Origin of the sequence: Micropruina sp. (assembly GCF_047602385.1) — a bacterium.
In the GTDB taxonomy this organism is placed as follows: Bacteria; Actinomycetota; Actinomycetes; order Propionibacteriales; family Propionibacteriaceae; genus Micropruina.
Genome location: NZ_JASGHL010000001.1, coordinates 674,489 through 688,531 on the forward strand (window position 1 = coordinate 674,489; position 14,043 = coordinate 688,531).

Consider the following 14,043-nt stretch of genomic DNA (forward strand, 5'->3'; position numbering starts at 1 on the left):
TTAGGCTAACCATATGTCGTCCTCGACGCTCGTCGTCAGCCGACGGGTGCGGGTGGACGCGTGGGCCGCGCTCGGCCTGGCCCTGCTGCTGGCAATGCTCGGCAGCCTTGCTCTGGGCAGCAATGCCGTCGACCCGGTGGCGGTCATCCGGGCGTTGATCGATCCCGGCACCGATATGGACGCCGTGATCTGGGGGTCCCGGGTGCCCCGCACCCTGCTCGGCCTCCTGGTCGGCAGTTGCCTGGGGGTGGCCGGAGCCCTGATGCAGGGACAGACCGGCAATCCGCTGGCCGATCCCGGGCTGTTCGGCGTCTCCAGTGGCGCCGGCCTCGCAGTGGTGCTCGGCGCCTACCTTCTGGGCCACAACTCGATGACGGCCTCGCTCGTCCTGGCCATCGCCGGCGCGCTGATCGCAAGTGTTGTGGTGTTCGGGATCGCCACGCTGAGCCGCGACCTGGCCAACCCGGTACCACTGGCGATCGCGGGCACTGCGGTCACCGCACTGCTCAATGCGGTGATCTCGTTCCTGGTGCTGACCAACGCCGGATCGCTGGAGGTTTTCCGGGTCTGGGTGGTCGGCTCGCTCGGCGGACGGGCGCTGGACGCCGTCGCCCCCGCTCTGCTCCTGGTCCTGGCCGGTTTCGCGCTCGCCTTCGTCAACGCCCGGTCGCTGAACAGCCTGACCCTCGGTACCGAACTCGCCCAGGGGCTGGGGGAGACCCTGTGGCGGGCGCGGCTGGTCGGCCTCTCGGCGATCACTCTGACCACCGCCGCGGCTGTGGCGCTGGCCGGACCGATCGGCTTCATCGGCCTGACCGCGCCGCACGCGGCGCGGCGGATGGTGGGCGGCAACCACTTCCGGCTGTTGCCGGCCTCCGGCCTGGTCGGGGCCATCACCTTGCTGGTCTGCGACACCGTCGGACGCCTGATCGGCGGTGGTCAGGCCGAGGTTCCGGTCGGCGTCGTGCTGGCCACCCTGGGCGGGGTCGCGTTCATCGCCATCGTGCGCCGCACCAAGCTGGCGGCGCTGTGACGAACCGCCGGCAGGGCGTCGAGCTGGGTATTCTCGCCGTACCCTGGCGAGCCCGGGTGTTCTGGGTGACCCTGGGCTGCGCGGTACTGGTGCTGGGACTGTTCACTTTCGGGATCGTCGCCGGATCGTCGCGGATGGGCGTCGGCGACGTCTGGTCGACGTTGCTCGGCTCGGGCAGCCGCGCCTTCCAGTTCATCGTCTTCGAGTTGCGGCTGCCGCGGGTTGCGGCGGGCATCGCGGTCGGTCTGTGCCTGGGGCTGGCCGGTGCGCTCACCCAGACCTTCTCGCGCAATCCACTCGCCACTCCGGACATTCTCGGCGTCACCTCGGGGGCCGCCGCCGGTGCGGTGGTGGCGATCGTGATCGGTGGCGGCGGCTACTCGGTCGGTGCTTCACTGCTCGGGCTCGGCATACCGGCGGTGGCGACGATCGGTGGGCTGCTGGCTGCCGCGGTGGTGTATGGGCTCTCCTGGCGGCAGGGAGTGGACAGCTTCCGGCTGATCCTGGTCGGCATCGGCGTCACCGCGATCCTGGGCGGGCTGACCAACTTCCTCCTGGTCCGGGCCCAGCTCACGCAGGCGACGGCAGCCACCCAATGGCTGGTCGGCAGCCTGTCAGGGGTGTCCTGGGCGAGCGTCTGGCCGATGCTGGCGGTGCTGGCGGTGCTCCTCCCGGTGGCACTCAGCCAGTCGGCGCCGTTGGGACTCGGGCAGCTCGGCGACGACTTCTCCACCGGTTTGGGGGTCGCGGTCCAGCGCCATCGACTGGTGGTGATCGTGATCGCCGTGGTGCTCACCAGCGCCGCGGTCTCCGCCGCCGGACCAGTGGAGTTCGTTGCCTTCGTGGCGCCCCAGGTGGCCCGCCGGCTGGCCCGCTCTCCGCGTCCGCCGCTGATCGCGTCCGCCCTGGTCGGAGCGGCACTGGTCGTGCTCGCGGACGTCGGTGCACGGGTCGCCTTCGGCACCGAGATCCCGGTCGGCGTGGTGACCGCGATCGTCGGGGCGCCCTACCTGATCTGGCTGATCACCCGTCACAACCGTAAGGAGCGTCGATGACCATTCCTGCGCTGCTGGCCGATCAGGTCACCCTCGGCTACGACGATCACCTCGTCTTCCGTGACCTGAGCCTCCGGATCGAGCCCGGTTCGGTGACCACCTTGATCGGCGCCAACGGGTGCGGGAAGTCGACCCTGCTGAAGGCCTTCGGACGACTGCTGGCGCCCTCGTCCGGCACGATCGAGCTCGAGGGCAACCCGATCCGCGCCCTGTCGCCGCGGGCGGTGGCCCGCCGGCTGGCGATCCTGCCGCAGAAGCCGCTGACGCCGGCCGCCACCACCGTCGCAGACCTGGTGATGCGCGGCCGGCACCCGCATCAGACCCTGCTTCGACCGTGGAGCGCCGCCGACGCCGCGAAGGTGGCGGAGGCGCTCGCGTCCACGTCGATGACCGCGCTGGCCGACCGGGACGTGGGTGCGCTGTCCGGCGGCCAGTTGCAGCGGGCCTGGATCGCCCTCGTGCTGGCCCAGGACGCCCCGGTGATCCTGCTCGACGAACCGACCACCTTCCTGGACCTGAGCCACCAGCTGGACGTGCTCCGGCTGGTGCGGCAGATCAACGCCGAGCGGGGCAGCACGATCGTGATGGTGCTGCACGATCTCTCGCTGGCCGCACGGTTCTCGGATCGGCTGATCGTGCTGCACGACGGCGGCGTGCTCGCCGACGGGGCACCCTGGCAGGTGATCACCCCCGAGGTGCTCGCCACCGCCTTCGGGCTTGATGCCCTGGTCATTCCCGATCCGGCGTCCGGACGGCCGCTGGTGGTGCCACTCGACCCGATCGAGCCGCAACGGACGGCCCCTCCGGCACAGTTAGGTTAGGCTAACCTTTGTCAGCATGAACCTGATCAGGAAGTTGCGCCCGTTTGTGGGCGTCTTACTGGGCGTGCTGGTGCTGGCAGCCTGCAGCAGCGGAGCCGGCGCACCGACCGCGTCCGCGCCGGCCTCGACATCGGCTCCGGCCGGATGGAGCTATACCGACGACACCGGCAAGACCATCACCCTCGACCGCAAGCCCGAGCGGATCGCCGGATTCGCCGACCAGGTGCTGTCGCTGCTCTCCTACGGAGTGCAGCCGGTCGCCGTGTTCGGCCGGGTCGACGTGAAGAAGGACCCGCGTTTCGCCGGCTACGACCTGTCCGCGGTCAAGATCCTCGGCAACTCCTACGGTGAGATCGACCTTGAGGGGCTGGCCGAAGCCCAGCCGGACCTGATCGTCACCGCCGTGTATCCCAGCGACCGGGAGGGGACCATCGATCCCAAGGCCGCCTACTACGGCCTGAAGGACCTGGAGCAGCAGAAGAAGGTGCTCGAACTCGCCCCGGTGGCGGCGGTGAAGGTGGGCGGAAAGGGTCTCGACGTGATCGCCAGCAATGCCAGGCTCGCGGTCGCCCTCGGCGCCGAGCAGGCCAAAGTGGACGCAGCCAAAGCCAGCTTCGACGCGGCCGCCGGCAAACTCCGGGAAGCCGCCGCCTCCGGCTTGGAGATCACCACGATGTACGCCGACGCCGATGGCGTGTACCTGGTGAAGCCCGAGGACGAGCCGCAGACCGAGCTGTACAAGAGCCTCGGGGTGAAGCTGACCGAACTCAAGCCCGACGGTCCCTACTACTGGGACATCTACAGCTGGGAGAACGCCGGAAAAGCCATGACCGGCGACGTGATCCTGCTCTCGGTCGAGGGGTATCAGGTTGATGACCTGAACAAGCAGGCCACTTTCGCCAAGCATCCGGCGCTGCGCGCCGGCCAGGTGTTCCCCAACGCCTACACGTCCATGGACTACTCGGCGCAGGCCAAGTCGATGGATCAGCTGGCCGCCTGGCTGACCCAGTCGAAGAAGGTCTGACCAGCAGCCGGGGCATCGCCTACCAGGCGGTGCCCTGGCAGGCGTCCGAGCCCGAGGGCTCCACCTGCAGGGTGGCGTGGTCGATCCCGAAGTCCTCGCGCAGCACCTCGCTGGCGGCCACCAGGACGGCGGCGGGGTCGGCGTCGCGGGCGCTGACCAGGTGCGCGGTGGCGACGTTCATGCCCGAGGTCAGCGTCCACAGGTGCAGGTCGTGCACCTCGTCCACGCCGTCGACCGCCGCCAGCCGGTGCTGCGCGTCGGCCGGGTCGATGCCGGCCGGGGCCGACTGGCCGAGGACGCCCAGCACCTCGCGTCCCAGCCGCACCGCCCGGACGCCGACGAACCCGGCCAGCGCGAGAGCCAGGATCGGGTCCCACAGCAGCGATCCGGTCAGCCAGGTGAGCAATCCGGCGGTGAGCACACCGACCGAGCCGAGCGCATCGGCCAGCACCTCAAGGTAGGCGCCCTTGACGTTCAGGTTCTCCGCCGATCCGCCGCGCAGCAGCGCCAGCGCAACCAGGTTGACCAGCAGGCCGACCACGCCGACGACCATCAGGACGCCGGCGGGTACCTCGACCGGAGAGCCGAACCGCTGCACGGCGTTGACCAACACGTAGCCGCACACCCCGATCATCAGCAGCACGCTGATTCCGGCAGCGAAGATCTCGGCGCGATAGCGGCCGTAGGTGCGTCGTCCGGTGCTGTCGGGACGGGTCGCCCAGTGTGAAGCGGTCAGCGCCACCGCCAATCCCACGGTGTCCGCGGCCATGTGGCCGGCGTCGGACAGCACGGTGAGCGACCCCGACCAGATGCCGGCGACGAGTTCGACCACGAAAAAGGTGCCGGTCAGCGCCAGCGCGGCCTGCAGCCGCCACCGGTGGACGGCGCCGGCGTGCGGACGGCCGTGGTCGTGGGAGTGCCCCGCCATGTCTGCCTCCTTCGTGCGGTCAGCCTAGTTCAGCCCACCGATTATGCATGCCAGACGTTTCCTAAATACCTGGCGGCAAGTGGTATCAGGCCGACGCCGGTGAGTCTCGTACCGGGAAACGGTTCTCAACCCGGGAGTGAACGTGACTCTGCCCGTGCATCCATCCGTCCTGTTCCGCGGCGGCATCCTGTTGTTCGCACTCCTGGGAACTCTGTGGCTGATCTTTCTTCCGCTCCGGTAGCCCGCCTGGGCGAAGGTGGCTAAGGCAGGGCGCGGCGTCGCTGGACGATCTGCGCCGGACGCCTCGGACATCCGTCACCTAAGCTGCGGCCGGGGAACTGAACGCCCCGCTAGTGAGTGCTGCCGCGGTCGGTCGTCAGAGGCGCCAGGAAACTGGCGAAATCGTCGACCTCCAACGCCCAGGCGAGCGCCCACAGCGTGTCCACCCGGGCACTGCCCACTCCGCGCCGTCCGCCCAGTAGCTCAAGCACCGTCGAACGGTCCAGGCCGGAGCGGCCCGCCAGGTCGTTGATCGACAGGCCCGCGGCCGACTTGAGCTCTTTGACGTGGGCTCGCCACGCCGTCCAGTTCAGGTCGGGCGCCGGATGCAGCCCCGGCGGCCCGCTCGCGGCCGACACGTGAGTTCGTTGGTGGGATTTGTCCGCCTTCACACCCTCAGCCCAGTAGAGTGACGCGCGGTTGGGAGTGGGATATATCCCTCTCCTAGTCGCTCGACTCACGCGGATGCTTGAGGGAGTCGCGGGACTTTGATGTCGCACAAGGGTTCGCAACGGTGGGGAGCGTCGACCATCACGAGGGGGTCAGAACCTACTCCCCAACGGCGGAAGACGTCCGATCTGCCAGACTAGATGGAGGTAAATTTAGATGGATGACTCAGACCGAAAGAGGCTACTTAGCCGCGCCCGCAGGGTGGCTTCACTCTCTTCGAATGATATTGGCGAACTGGAGAAGATCCAGTCTAGCGGCCACCAACCTTTCGCTTCCGAACTAAATTCGATCCTAGACAGAGCATACTCTGACGACGACGCGGTATTACTCAAGGCCGCACTCAAGGGCCGCAGCAGCTTGTCGGCAAATGAACGCTATCGCTTCGACGAGGCGACGTCTAAGCGCGGCAGGCGCCCTCTAAGATGAATAATGCGCCCACCGACGTTCCTCCTATCGATGGCTCCCTTTGCCAATTTCTAGTCACAGTTCAGATGTTACAGCAGAAATATGATGCAGTCATGTGACTTTCCTATCGGTAGTGGCTATCATGCATGATTCATGGTAAGGCGTCGCCACGATCCGCGCCGGATCGCCGCTAGGGACGTGAACGTATAGGGCAATACGTCGATACATCGGTTCCTCGTGGGTGGCCGTAGCACAGGGGCTCACAAATCGCGGTTTCACGCGGGCTCGAGCACGCTGCTATCGAGGGTGGTGGAGCCAAACCCGGCGAACCCCGCTGGACGAGAAACACAACATCGGACTCTAGATCAATCTAAGGAGTGGAATGCCGGCAAGATGGTACGACGTGCAGTATCCAATAACCGCGGCTGAAGCAACACTACGCGCCACAGTCTCTCGCCAGGGCGGGGGAAGGCTGTATCCTCCAGACGAGCGCATCGCGAACTCGTCGACTCGAAAGTCGCCCGAGTTGCGGGGGCCGGACTTCTCTGCCGGAATTATTGGCGGCCGAGGTCGAACACCCAAGAGTTCGACAATCGAGTTCCGGCTCTTCGACGAGGACGACGAGACGGTCGTGGCCGTTGCGATTGTCTGTCTCGCGACTTTCGGCGCCAGAGCCAAAGAGCAGTCATATCTTGAGGATTTTGAACGGACATGGCGGGAAATTGATTTGACTCTGCGACGCATCGACGCTCAGGGCTATCGACTCTAGGAACGCGCTGTCGCATTTGGTTGCACCACACGTAGCGTCACTTTGGCTCTGAGCGATCGTCGATCCGCTTGCCTGGCGGCGCATCGTCTAGCTTCGTGGGCCAGTTGAGGACCAGTCGCCTTGTCGCGATGGTCAAGGTCGAGCCGCGAACTGGACTAGGGCACGGGCCAAACTCGGTCTCGTCGCTGGGCGGGCGTCTTGACTGGGCAACCGATTGGAGTCGGTGCGTTCGCAGTTGCTGTGCTGTCGCTCAGGAAGCGCCATCCGAGAGCGAGGCCCTCACCCAGAGCGGCGAGAGGCATCACGGCATCTGGACTAGTCCGATCTACTCCGGCGCCGTCAATGCTCGTCAAGCTCGCGCCGATCTGGGAGGCGCCGGGCCTCGACCTCAGATGTTCGCGTTCAGCCGCCACTGCCCGGAGTCACCGTTGCTGTTCATGTAGCGGACGCCGGACAGCTTCACGCCGTTGGGCACGTCGAAGACGATCCAGCCCTTGGCGCACTGCCCGGGCTTGTAGAGCCGGCCGCTGCTGTTGGGGTAGACGGGCGCCGGTTCGGAGTTGCCGCGGGTGGTGCTCGCCGGGTACTCCTCGCTGTCGGGCCCGAGGAGCACCCAGGTGTCCCAGCTCAGTTCGATGCCGGCGGCCGCCGACACGTTGCAGCTCTTGACCATCGTCAACACCTGGTTGCCACGGTGGCCGGCGACCTTGGCGCGCCTGCTGTCCAGCACGGTGATGGTCACCTCGCCGCCGAGGTCAAGCACTTCGCCCGGCGCCCGGAAGGTACCCGCCGAGCCCGGCGACGGCGACGGGGTGGGTGTTGCGCTCGGGTCGCCGGACGGTGCGTCTGTCGGTTGCGGGCTCGGCTCGGGTGAGCCGGACGGAGACTCAGATGGGGACTCCGACGGCGACGCCGACGTGGTGGACGTCTCAGTCGGCTCCGGCGACGGGCTGGGTGACGCCTCGGTGATGGTCGGGGACGCCGACGGCACCGGGGTCGCGGCGGGTTGGCCGATCGTGCAGGCGCTCAAAACCATCAGCGACATCAGCGTCAGCAGGCGTTTCATGGCCGAACACTACGGCACGCCTGCTAGCCGCTGTCGAGTAGCCAGCTGACCTTTCGTTCCAGTGGTGACCAGCCGCGCAGATCGCAGGTGCCGTCGGGCGAGACCCGGTACTGCTGTCCGGTGGGGGACTTCCACCAAAAGACTCCGCCTCGCGGTTGTCGCAGCCGCCACCGTCCCGCGGTCTTGGCGCGGTGGACGCGGCGTGTGAGCGGCCCGAGATTGTCGGGCCGGGTCTGTCCGGCTGCTCCGGCCCGGTAGGGCTGCGTGTGGTCGAGATCGAGACGGCGAGCCGTCCGCGAGGAGTAGGGAAAGACCTCGCACACGTCGCGTAGTACGACTGCCTCGCGGGTCCGCTCGGGTATCTCGTAGCAGTCCACGGCCTGGCCGGCGTCGGCGTGCAGAACGGGGGTGACGGTGATCCGGTGGGTGCCGAACAGCTCCGCGAGTTGGGCGCGGGCGAGCGGCCCGAGGGTCTCACTGCGCGCCACCGGGCCGTCGGGTGTGAGGTGCAGGTACACCTTGGTGCGCGGTAGATAGCGGGAGTCGTCGGAGCCTTCGAGGAGAGCTTGGGCTCGAGCCGGGGTGGCGAGGATGCCGAGCGCCTTCGCTCGGCGCAGGTCGAGATTGTCGGTGTCGCCCTGGCTGCCAAGAGCTTTCGCGATCGCCTGGATGCTCGCTTCGAGCTGTTGGGCATCGGCGGTGTCGAGCCTCGCCCACACCTCGGTCACCACTGCCTCATCGCACGGATCGCTGCGCACGAACCGGGCCTCCCGAGCGGCCCGCGAGGCGGCGGCGATCTTGTCCGCGGCGAGCTGGCCGATCAGGCCGCGGGTGAGGCGCTGCAGCCGCGCCCAGCTGACCCGGTCGATCTTGCCGGCCAGTTTCGCGTCGACGGCGAGGGTCTGCTCCTGGGTCAACTCGTACCGGGCAGCCAGCTGGGCGATCCGGAAACCCTTGAACGGCGCGACGTTTCCAGCCTGGACCGCGCGCCACAGATTCGGGTGGCGCGCCTGCAGATTGAGCACATCTCGAAGCAACCAGGTCGCCGCCGTCACCGAGATGCCCTTGATCGCCGCGACCTCCATCGGCAGGAACTCGCCGACCAGCCGGCTGCCGTCGGCGCCGAGCCGGACCGGATGCTCGCCGACCACGTCGTATTCGTCGGTCGTCGTCCAGGAGTGCTCAACGGTGAGATCGGCCAGCGCCCGCATCTCTTCTGCGTCGGCCTTTCGCCGCAGCTCCATCGAGTAGCGCAGGCGCTCGACAGCGGTGCCGCCCGCCGCGAGACTCTGGATCATGTGTTCGATTATAGGTTTTCGAACAAGCGATGGCAAGCGAGTTTCATAGGCGAGGAGGAACCAAACTGAGCCAGCCCTAACGTCCGGCCGGCTGGTCGGCGCTCCGCGCGCGGCTGACCAGCTCGCCGCCGCGCGTGGTAGGAGACGATCCCGGGAAGTGGTTCCAGGCCAGCACGAACCCGGCGATGACCAGCAGCACCGCAAATCGGACGCTCCACGGCAGCCGACGACTTGGCGCTTCGGTGACGCCCGGCGGGTTCTTGGCCACGATCGTTTACCCGAGGGCGGCCTTCACCAGCGCGGCGACGGTCTTGCCGTCGCCGCGACCGGTGATCCGCGGGGTGACGGCCTTCATCACCAGACCCATCTGGCGCATGGTCGGCTGGGCGCCCAGGGTGGCGGCGACCGCGGCGACCTCCTCGTCGACGATGGCGGCGAGTTGGGCCTCGGTGAGCTGTTCGGGCAGGAACTCCGCCAGGATGGCGGCCTCGGCGAGCTCCTTTTCGGCCAGTTCCGGACGGTTCCCGCCGGTGTACGCCTCCGCGGAGTCCTTCCGCTTGGAGACCTCGCGGGTCAGCACCGCCTGCTCCTCGGCCTCGGTCAGCTCCTTCGCCGTCTTTCCGGCCACCTCCTCGTTGGCGATCGCTGCCAGCGCCATCCGGACGGTCGACTTGCGGACGTCGTCGTGCGCCTTCAGCGCCGCCACCAGTTCCTGCTTGAGGCGGTCCTTGATCGCTGCCATGAGTGTCCTTCCACGGTGAACCTGAACGACTCATTGTGGCACCGGGCCGCAACCGCCCTACAATTCGCGGCGATGACAATGCGCCTGTTCGTGGCGGTCGTGCCACCGGCAGCCGTCCTCGATGCCCTGGACGTCTTCGTCGAGCCCCGCCGCGACGCCGATCCTGAACTGCGGTGGCAATCCCGCGAGACCTGGCACCTCACCCTGGCCTTCTTCGGCGACGTCCGCGACGACCGGGTGGACGCTCTGGCCGACGCCCTCGACGACGTCCGGGTGGACCCGTTCCGGCTCGTCCTGGACGGCGCGGGCGCCTTCCCGAACCCGGCCGCCGGACGCGTGCTGTACCGCGGCGTGACGGACGGCTCGGCTCAGTTGAGCGCGCTCAGCCGCCGCGTCCGGACCGCTGCCGACCGTGTCGGGGTGCCGTCCGACAACGCCAAACACCTGCCCCACCTGACCGTGGCCCGGCGACGGCAGCCAGGCGAGCTGACCCGCTGGTTGCGCATCGTGGACAGCTTCCCCCCGGCTGCCTTCGAGGTCACCGCGTTCCATCTGGTCCGCTCTCAACTGCGGCGTTCCGGCGCCCAGCACGAGGTGCTCCGCACTGTCGCTTCCGGTACTCGTCCGGCGTCGGAGTGAGCCGGGCGCAGCCGCTACGCTGACCGGGTTGTCCACTGAAGGGTGAGCCCACGATGACCTACCAGCCCGAGACGCTGGCCGTGCATGCTGGCCAGGAGGACGCCGATCCGGCGACCAACGCCCGTGCGGTGCCGATCTACCAGACCACTTCCTACGTGTTCGACAACACCGAGCACGCCGCCGACCTGTTCGCGTTGAAGGTGCCGGGCAACATCTACACCCGCATCATGAACCCGACTCAGAGTGTCTTCGAGACCCGAATGGCGGCACTCGAAGGCGGGGTCGGCGCGCTGGCCACGGCGTCCGGAGCGTCGGCGATCACCTATGCGGTACTGAACCTGACCTACGCGGGCGACAACATCGTCGCGCTCTCCACCCTCTACGGCGGCACCTACGCGCTGTTCGCGCACACCCTGCCGCAGTTCGGCATCGAAGTGCGCTTCGTCGACCCAGAGAAGCCCGAGGAGCTGGCCCAGTACGTCGACGAGCGGACCAAGCTGGTCTTCGGCGAGACCGTCGGCAACCCGCTGGTCAACGTGGTCGACCTGGACGCCTGGTCGGCCGCCGCGCACGCCCACGGGCTGCCGTTCATCGTCGACAACACGGTGCCGACGCCGTACCTGTGCCGGGTGTTCGAGCACGGCGTCGACGTCGCGGTGCACGCCGCCACCAAGTACATCGGCGGCCACGGCACCTCGATCGGCGGCGTGATCGTCGATTCCGGCAACTTCGACTGGACGGCCCACGCCGACCGGTTCCCCGGACTCACCAAGCCCGACCACGCCTACCACGAGGTGGTCTGGACCGAGGCGGTGGGCAACCTCGCCTACATCATCCGGGCCCGGACGGTGCTGCTGCGCAACACCGGTGCCGCGGTCGCGCCGCTGAACTCGTGGCTGTTCCTGCAGGGCCTGGAGACCCTGCATCTGCGGATGGAGCGGCACAGCAGCAACGCGCTCGCCGTCGCCGAGTACCTGGAGAACCACCCGGCGGTCGCGTGGGTGAACTACCCGGGGCTGAAGTCGTCGCAATGGCACGCCACCACGCAGCGGATCCTGCCGCGCGGGGCGTCCGGCATCGTCTCGTTCGGGCTGAAGGCCGGACGCGAGGGCGGGTCGACGTTTGTCGAGTCGCTGCAGCTGTTCAGCCACCTGGCCAACATCGGGGATGCCAAATCCCTGGTCATCCACAACGCGTCCACCACGCACAGCCAACTCACCGAGGACGAGCTGGCCGCGGCCGGCGTCGCACCGGAGATGGTCCGGCTCTCCGTCGGCATCGAGAACATCGATGACCTGATCGCCGACCTCGACCAGGCACTGGCACAGTTCTGACGGCATGACCGACAACGGCTCTCTCGGCCTGGTCGAGACCCACCACGTCCGGCTGTTCACCGACGACGACCCACTGATCCTCTCCGGGGGGTCGGCGTTGGGACCGGTCGACGTGGCCTACGAGACCTACGGCACGCTGGCACCCGGCCGCGACAACGCGGTCTTCATCTGCCATGCGCTGACCGGTGACGCCCATGCCGCCGGCTTCCACCCGGGCGCCCGACGACCCGGCTGGTGGGACAACCTGATCGGTCCCGGGAAGCCGCTGGACACCAACCGGTTCTTCGTCATCTGCGCCAACCTGCTCGGCGGCTGCCAGGGCACGACCGGGCCGGCCTCGACCGACCCGGCCACCGGACGCGCCTACGGGCTGGACTTCCCGCTGCTCGACATGGCCGACTTCGTCGCCGTGCACCGGGCGCTGCTCGCGCACCTGGGCATCGAGCGGCTGCTGATCGCACTGGGCGGCTCACTCGGCGGCATGCAGGTGCTGGAGTGGTCCCTGCTCCACCCCGAACAGATCGCGAACGCCGCCGTCATCGCCGCGTCGTCGCGGTTGAACGCCCAGAACATCGCCTTCTCGGCGGTGGCCCGGCGGGCCATCATGGACGACCCCGACTTCAACGACGGACGCTACGCCGAGACCGGGCTGGTGCCGCGGCTCGGCCTGCGCACCGCGCGGATGATGGCGCACATCACCTATCTCAGCGAGGACGCGTTCAGCGAGAAGTTCGGCCGCACCCCGCACCCGGAACGCGACAAGCCCGGATTCGGCATCGACTTCGCCGTGGAGAGCTACCTCGACCACCAGGGCCGGGTGTTCATCGACCGGTTCGACGCGTTGTCGTACCTGTACCTGTCCCGGGTGATGGACTACTTCGACCCGTTCAGCCGTCCGAACTCCACCGACGCCATCGAGGCCGACCCGGTGAAATTCCTGGTGCTGTCGTTCGACACCGACTGGCGGTTCAGCACCCATCACTCCCGCCGGATCGTCCGGCACCTCGAGCACGCCCGGCAACCGGTCACCTTCCGGGAGATCCCGGCCAGTTCCGGGCATGACTCCTTCCTGTTGCCGGTCGCCCGCTATCACCAGACGTTGCGGGCCTGGTTCGACCGGACGCTGAGCGAGGGGCTGCGATGAACCTGCGTCCCGACCTGAACCTGATCGCCCACCTGGTGCCCGACGCCACCCGGGTGCTCGACCTGGGCTGCGGCGACGGCTCCCTGTTGAACCACCTGATCACCGAGCACGGCTGTACCGGCACCGGGGTCGAGATCGATCCCGACAAGGTGCTGGCCGCGATCTCGTCCGGCGTCCCGGTGATGGAGCTCGACCTGGACGCCGACCTGGGGCTGTTCGCCGCGGCGTCCTATGACACCGTCGTGCTGTCCCGGACGATCCAGACCATCCGCCGTCCCGAGGTGGTGCTGCGCGAGATGATCCGGATCGCCGGGCGACTGATCGTCTCGGTGCCGAACTTCGGCCTGCTGCAGCACCGGCTGATGCTGCTGCGCGGCCGGATGCCGATGTCGCGGGAGTTGCCGTACTCGTGGTACGACACCCCCAACCTGCGGTTCACCACCCTGGTCGACCTGGAGGACCTGTTCGCTCGCCTCGGACTCGAGATCGAGCAACGGATCAATCTGTCATTGGCCGGCGAACCGCTGGGCAAGCGGCTGCGCGCGGCGAACCTTCGGGCGGGTGCCGCCGTCTACGTACTCGGCCGGGGCTAGCTCATTCAGGCAGCCATCAGCTGGATTCGGCTGGGGGCGTAGGCCTTCGTCCGCAGCGGCATTCCGGCCTCGGCGGGCGTCCGGTTGGCTTTCCGGGAATTGCAGCCGTGACACGCGGCGACGGTGTTCTTCCAGGTGTTCCGGCCACCCCTGGAGATCGGCACGATGTGGTCGACGGTGGCTGCCCGGTCCCCGCAGTAGCCGCAGCGGTGGCCGTCCCGTTTCAGCACCCCGCGCTTGGTCCAGCCCGGTGCCCGCCCGTACAGGAACGTGGTCTTGACGTAGCGGACCAGCCGCAGCACCTGCGGTTGCGGGTAGCCGCCGAAGACCAGATCGGTGTGTGCGGACTCGATCACCGCCACCTTCCGCAGCAGCATGCCGATTGCGTGCTGCAGCGAGACGGTGTGCAACGCGGTGTTGTCGGTGTTGAGGATCAGGACGGCCATCCGCGAACTCCCTCCCC

At 67.9% G+C, this 14,043-nt stretch carries 15 protein-coding genes; 8 read left to right on the forward strand and 7 right to left on the reverse strand.

Annotation, left to right across the window (positions count from 1 at the left end):
- The first annotated feature begins 13 nt into the window (after positions 1 to 13).
- From QM711_RS03095 to QM711_RS03110, 4 genes are read left to right on the forward strand one after another with little or no spacing between them, the layout of a single operon-like run.
- Complete coding sequence (locus QM711_RS03095) at positions 14 to 1,033, forward strand: FecCD family ABC transporter permease (RefSeq protein WP_415096243.1); 1,020 nt, start codon at positions 14 to 16, stop codon at positions 1,031 to 1,033.
- The gene (locus tag QM711_RS03100; RefSeq protein ID WP_415096244.1) at positions 1,030 to 2,088 is read left to right on the forward strand and encodes a FecCD family ABC transporter permease; all 1,059 of its coding nucleotides are present in this window, start codon (positions 1,030 to 1,032) and stop codon (positions 2,086 to 2,088) included. The genes QM711_RS03095 and QM711_RS03100 overlap by 4 nt, the downstream gene beginning before the upstream one ends.
- A complete protein-coding gene (locus QM711_RS03105; RefSeq protein ID WP_415096245.1) occupies positions 2,085 to 2,909 on the forward strand; it encodes an ABC transporter ATP-binding protein in 825 nt (274 codons plus the stop codon). Before QM711_RS03100 ends, QM711_RS03105 begins: the two co-directional genes overlap by 4 nt.
- Before the next feature lie 16 nt (positions 2,910 to 2,925).
- On the forward strand, positions 2,926 to 3,933 hold the full coding sequence (locus QM711_RS03110; RefSeq protein ID WP_415096246.1) for an ABC transporter substrate-binding protein: 1,008 nt from the start codon (positions 2,926 to 2,928) through the stop codon (positions 3,931 to 3,933).
- Between the two features lie 19 nt (positions 3,934 to 3,952).
- On the opposite strand, the gene QM711_RS03115 is transcribed toward QM711_RS03110, so the two are convergent.
- From QM711_RS03115 to QM711_RS03140, 6 genes are all read right to left on the reverse strand, one after another.
- Positions 3,953 to 4,861, reverse strand: coding sequence for a cation diffusion facilitator family transporter (locus QM711_RS03115; RefSeq protein ID WP_415096247.1), 909 nt, complete (start codon positions 4,859 to 4,861; stop codon positions 3,953 to 3,955).
- Positions 4,862 to 5,211: 350 nt separating this feature from the next.
- Positions 5,212 to 5,499: a helix-turn-helix domain-containing protein gene (locus tag QM711_RS03120; RefSeq protein WP_415096248.1), complete on the reverse strand. Its 288-nt coding sequence runs from the start codon at positions 5,497 to 5,499 to the stop codon at positions 5,212 to 5,214.
- 1,653 nt (positions 5,500 to 7,152) lie between these two features.
- Positions 7,153 to 7,830 (reverse strand): hypothetical protein, encoded by a 678-nt coding sequence (locus QM711_RS03125; protein WP_415096249.1) that lies wholly within the window; start codon positions 7,828 to 7,830, stop codon positions 7,153 to 7,155.
- Between the two features lie 23 nt (positions 7,831 to 7,853).
- Positions 7,854 to 9,128 (reverse strand): hypothetical protein, encoded by a 1,275-nt coding sequence (locus QM711_RS03130; protein WP_415096250.1) that lies wholly within the window; start codon positions 9,126 to 9,128, stop codon positions 7,854 to 7,856.
- 76 nt (positions 9,129 to 9,204) lie between these two features.
- On the reverse strand, positions 9,205 to 9,396 hold the full coding sequence (locus QM711_RS03135) for a hypothetical protein (RefSeq protein ID WP_415096251.1): 192 nt from the start codon (positions 9,394 to 9,396) through the stop codon (positions 9,205 to 9,207).
- Positions 9,397 to 9,402: 6 nt separating this feature from the next.
- Positions 9,403 to 9,870 (reverse strand): GatB/YqeY domain-containing protein, encoded by a 468-nt coding sequence (locus QM711_RS03140; RefSeq protein WP_415096252.1) that lies wholly within the window; start codon positions 9,868 to 9,870, stop codon positions 9,403 to 9,405.
- A 72-nt stretch (positions 9,871 to 9,942) separates the two neighbouring features.
- On the opposite strand from QM711_RS03140, the gene thpR reads away from it, so the two are divergent.
- The 4 genes from thpR to metW are packed head-to-tail and all read left to right on the forward strand — an operon-like array spanning position 9,943 to position 13,580.
- The gene (gene thpR, locus QM711_RS03145; protein ID WP_415096253.1) at positions 9,943 to 10,509 is read left to right on the forward strand and encodes an RNA 2',3'-cyclic phosphodiesterase; all 567 of its coding nucleotides are present in this window, start codon (positions 9,943 to 9,945) and stop codon (positions 10,507 to 10,509) included.
- Between the two features lie 53 nt (positions 10,510 to 10,562).
- The gene (locus tag QM711_RS03150; RefSeq protein WP_415096254.1) at positions 10,563 to 11,843 is read left to right on the forward strand and encodes an O-acetylhomoserine aminocarboxypropyltransferase/cysteine synthase family protein; all 1,281 of its coding nucleotides are present in this window, start codon (positions 10,563 to 10,565) and stop codon (positions 11,841 to 11,843) included.
- A 4-nt stretch (positions 11,844 to 11,847) separates the two neighbouring features.
- Positions 11,848 to 12,987, forward strand: a complete 1,140-nt coding sequence (gene metX / locus QM711_RS03155; protein WP_415096255.1) for a homoserine O-acetyltransferase MetX — start codon at positions 11,848 to 11,850, stop codon at positions 12,985 to 12,987.
- Entirely contained in the window at positions 12,984 to 13,580 is a 597-nt protein-coding gene (gene metW / locus QM711_RS03160; RefSeq protein WP_415096256.1) for a methionine biosynthesis protein MetW, read from the forward strand. The genes metX and metW overlap by 4 nt, the downstream gene beginning before the upstream one ends.
- A 5-nt stretch (positions 13,581 to 13,585) precedes the next feature.
- On the opposite strand, the gene QM711_RS03165 is transcribed toward metW, so the two are convergent.
- Positions 13,586 to 14,026 (reverse strand): HNH endonuclease, encoded by a 441-nt coding sequence (locus QM711_RS03165; RefSeq protein WP_415096257.1) that lies wholly within the window; start codon positions 14,024 to 14,026, stop codon positions 13,586 to 13,588.
- Positions 14,027 to 14,043 lie beyond the last annotated feature (17 nt).

Excerpts from the sequence above, each read along its gene's own strand:
- QM711_RS03140 (WP_415096252.1), bottom strand. The coding sequence starts at position 9,870 with ATGGCAGCGATCAAGGACCGCCTCAAGCAGGAACTGGTGGCGGCGCTG.
- metX (WP_415096255.1), top strand. The coding sequence starts at position 11,848 with ATGACCGACAACGGCTCTCTCGGCCTGGTCGAGACCCACCACGTCCGG.
- QM711_RS03115 (WP_415096247.1), bottom strand. The coding sequence starts at position 4,861 with ATGGCGGGGCACTCCCACGACCACGGCCGTCCGCACGCCGGCGCCGTC.
- QM711_RS03110 (WP_415096246.1), top strand. The coding sequence starts at position 2,926 with ATGAACCTGATCAGGAAGTTGCGCCCGTTTGTGGGCGTCTTACTGGGC.
- QM711_RS03165 (WP_415096257.1), bottom strand. The coding sequence starts at position 14,026 with ATGGCCGTCCTGATCCTCAACACCGACAACACCGCGTTGCACACCGTC.
- QM711_RS03095 (WP_415096243.1), top strand. The coding sequence starts at position 14 with ATGTCGTCCTCGACGCTCGTCGTCAGCCGACGGGTGCGGGTGGACGCG.
- thpR (WP_415096253.1), top strand. The coding sequence starts at position 9,943 with ATGACAATGCGCCTGTTCGTGGCGGTCGTGCCACCGGCAGCCGTCCTC.
- metW (WP_415096256.1), top strand. The coding sequence starts at position 12,984 with ATGAACCTGCGTCCCGACCTGAACCTGATCGCCCACCTGGTGCCCGAC.
- QM711_RS03130 (WP_415096250.1), bottom strand. The coding sequence starts at position 9,128 with ATGATCCAGAGTCTCGCGGCGGGCGGCACCGCTGTCGAGCGCCTGCGC.
- QM711_RS03150 (WP_415096254.1), top strand. The coding sequence starts at position 10,563 with ATGACCTACCAGCCCGAGACGCTGGCCGTGCATGCTGGCCAGGAGGAC.
- QM711_RS03125 (WP_415096249.1), bottom strand. The coding sequence starts at position 7,830 with ATGAAACGCCTGCTGACGCTGATGTCGCTGATGGTTTTGAGCGCCTGC.
- QM711_RS03105 (WP_415096245.1), top strand. The coding sequence starts at position 2,085 with ATGACCATTCCTGCGCTGCTGGCCGATCAGGTCACCCTCGGCTACGAC.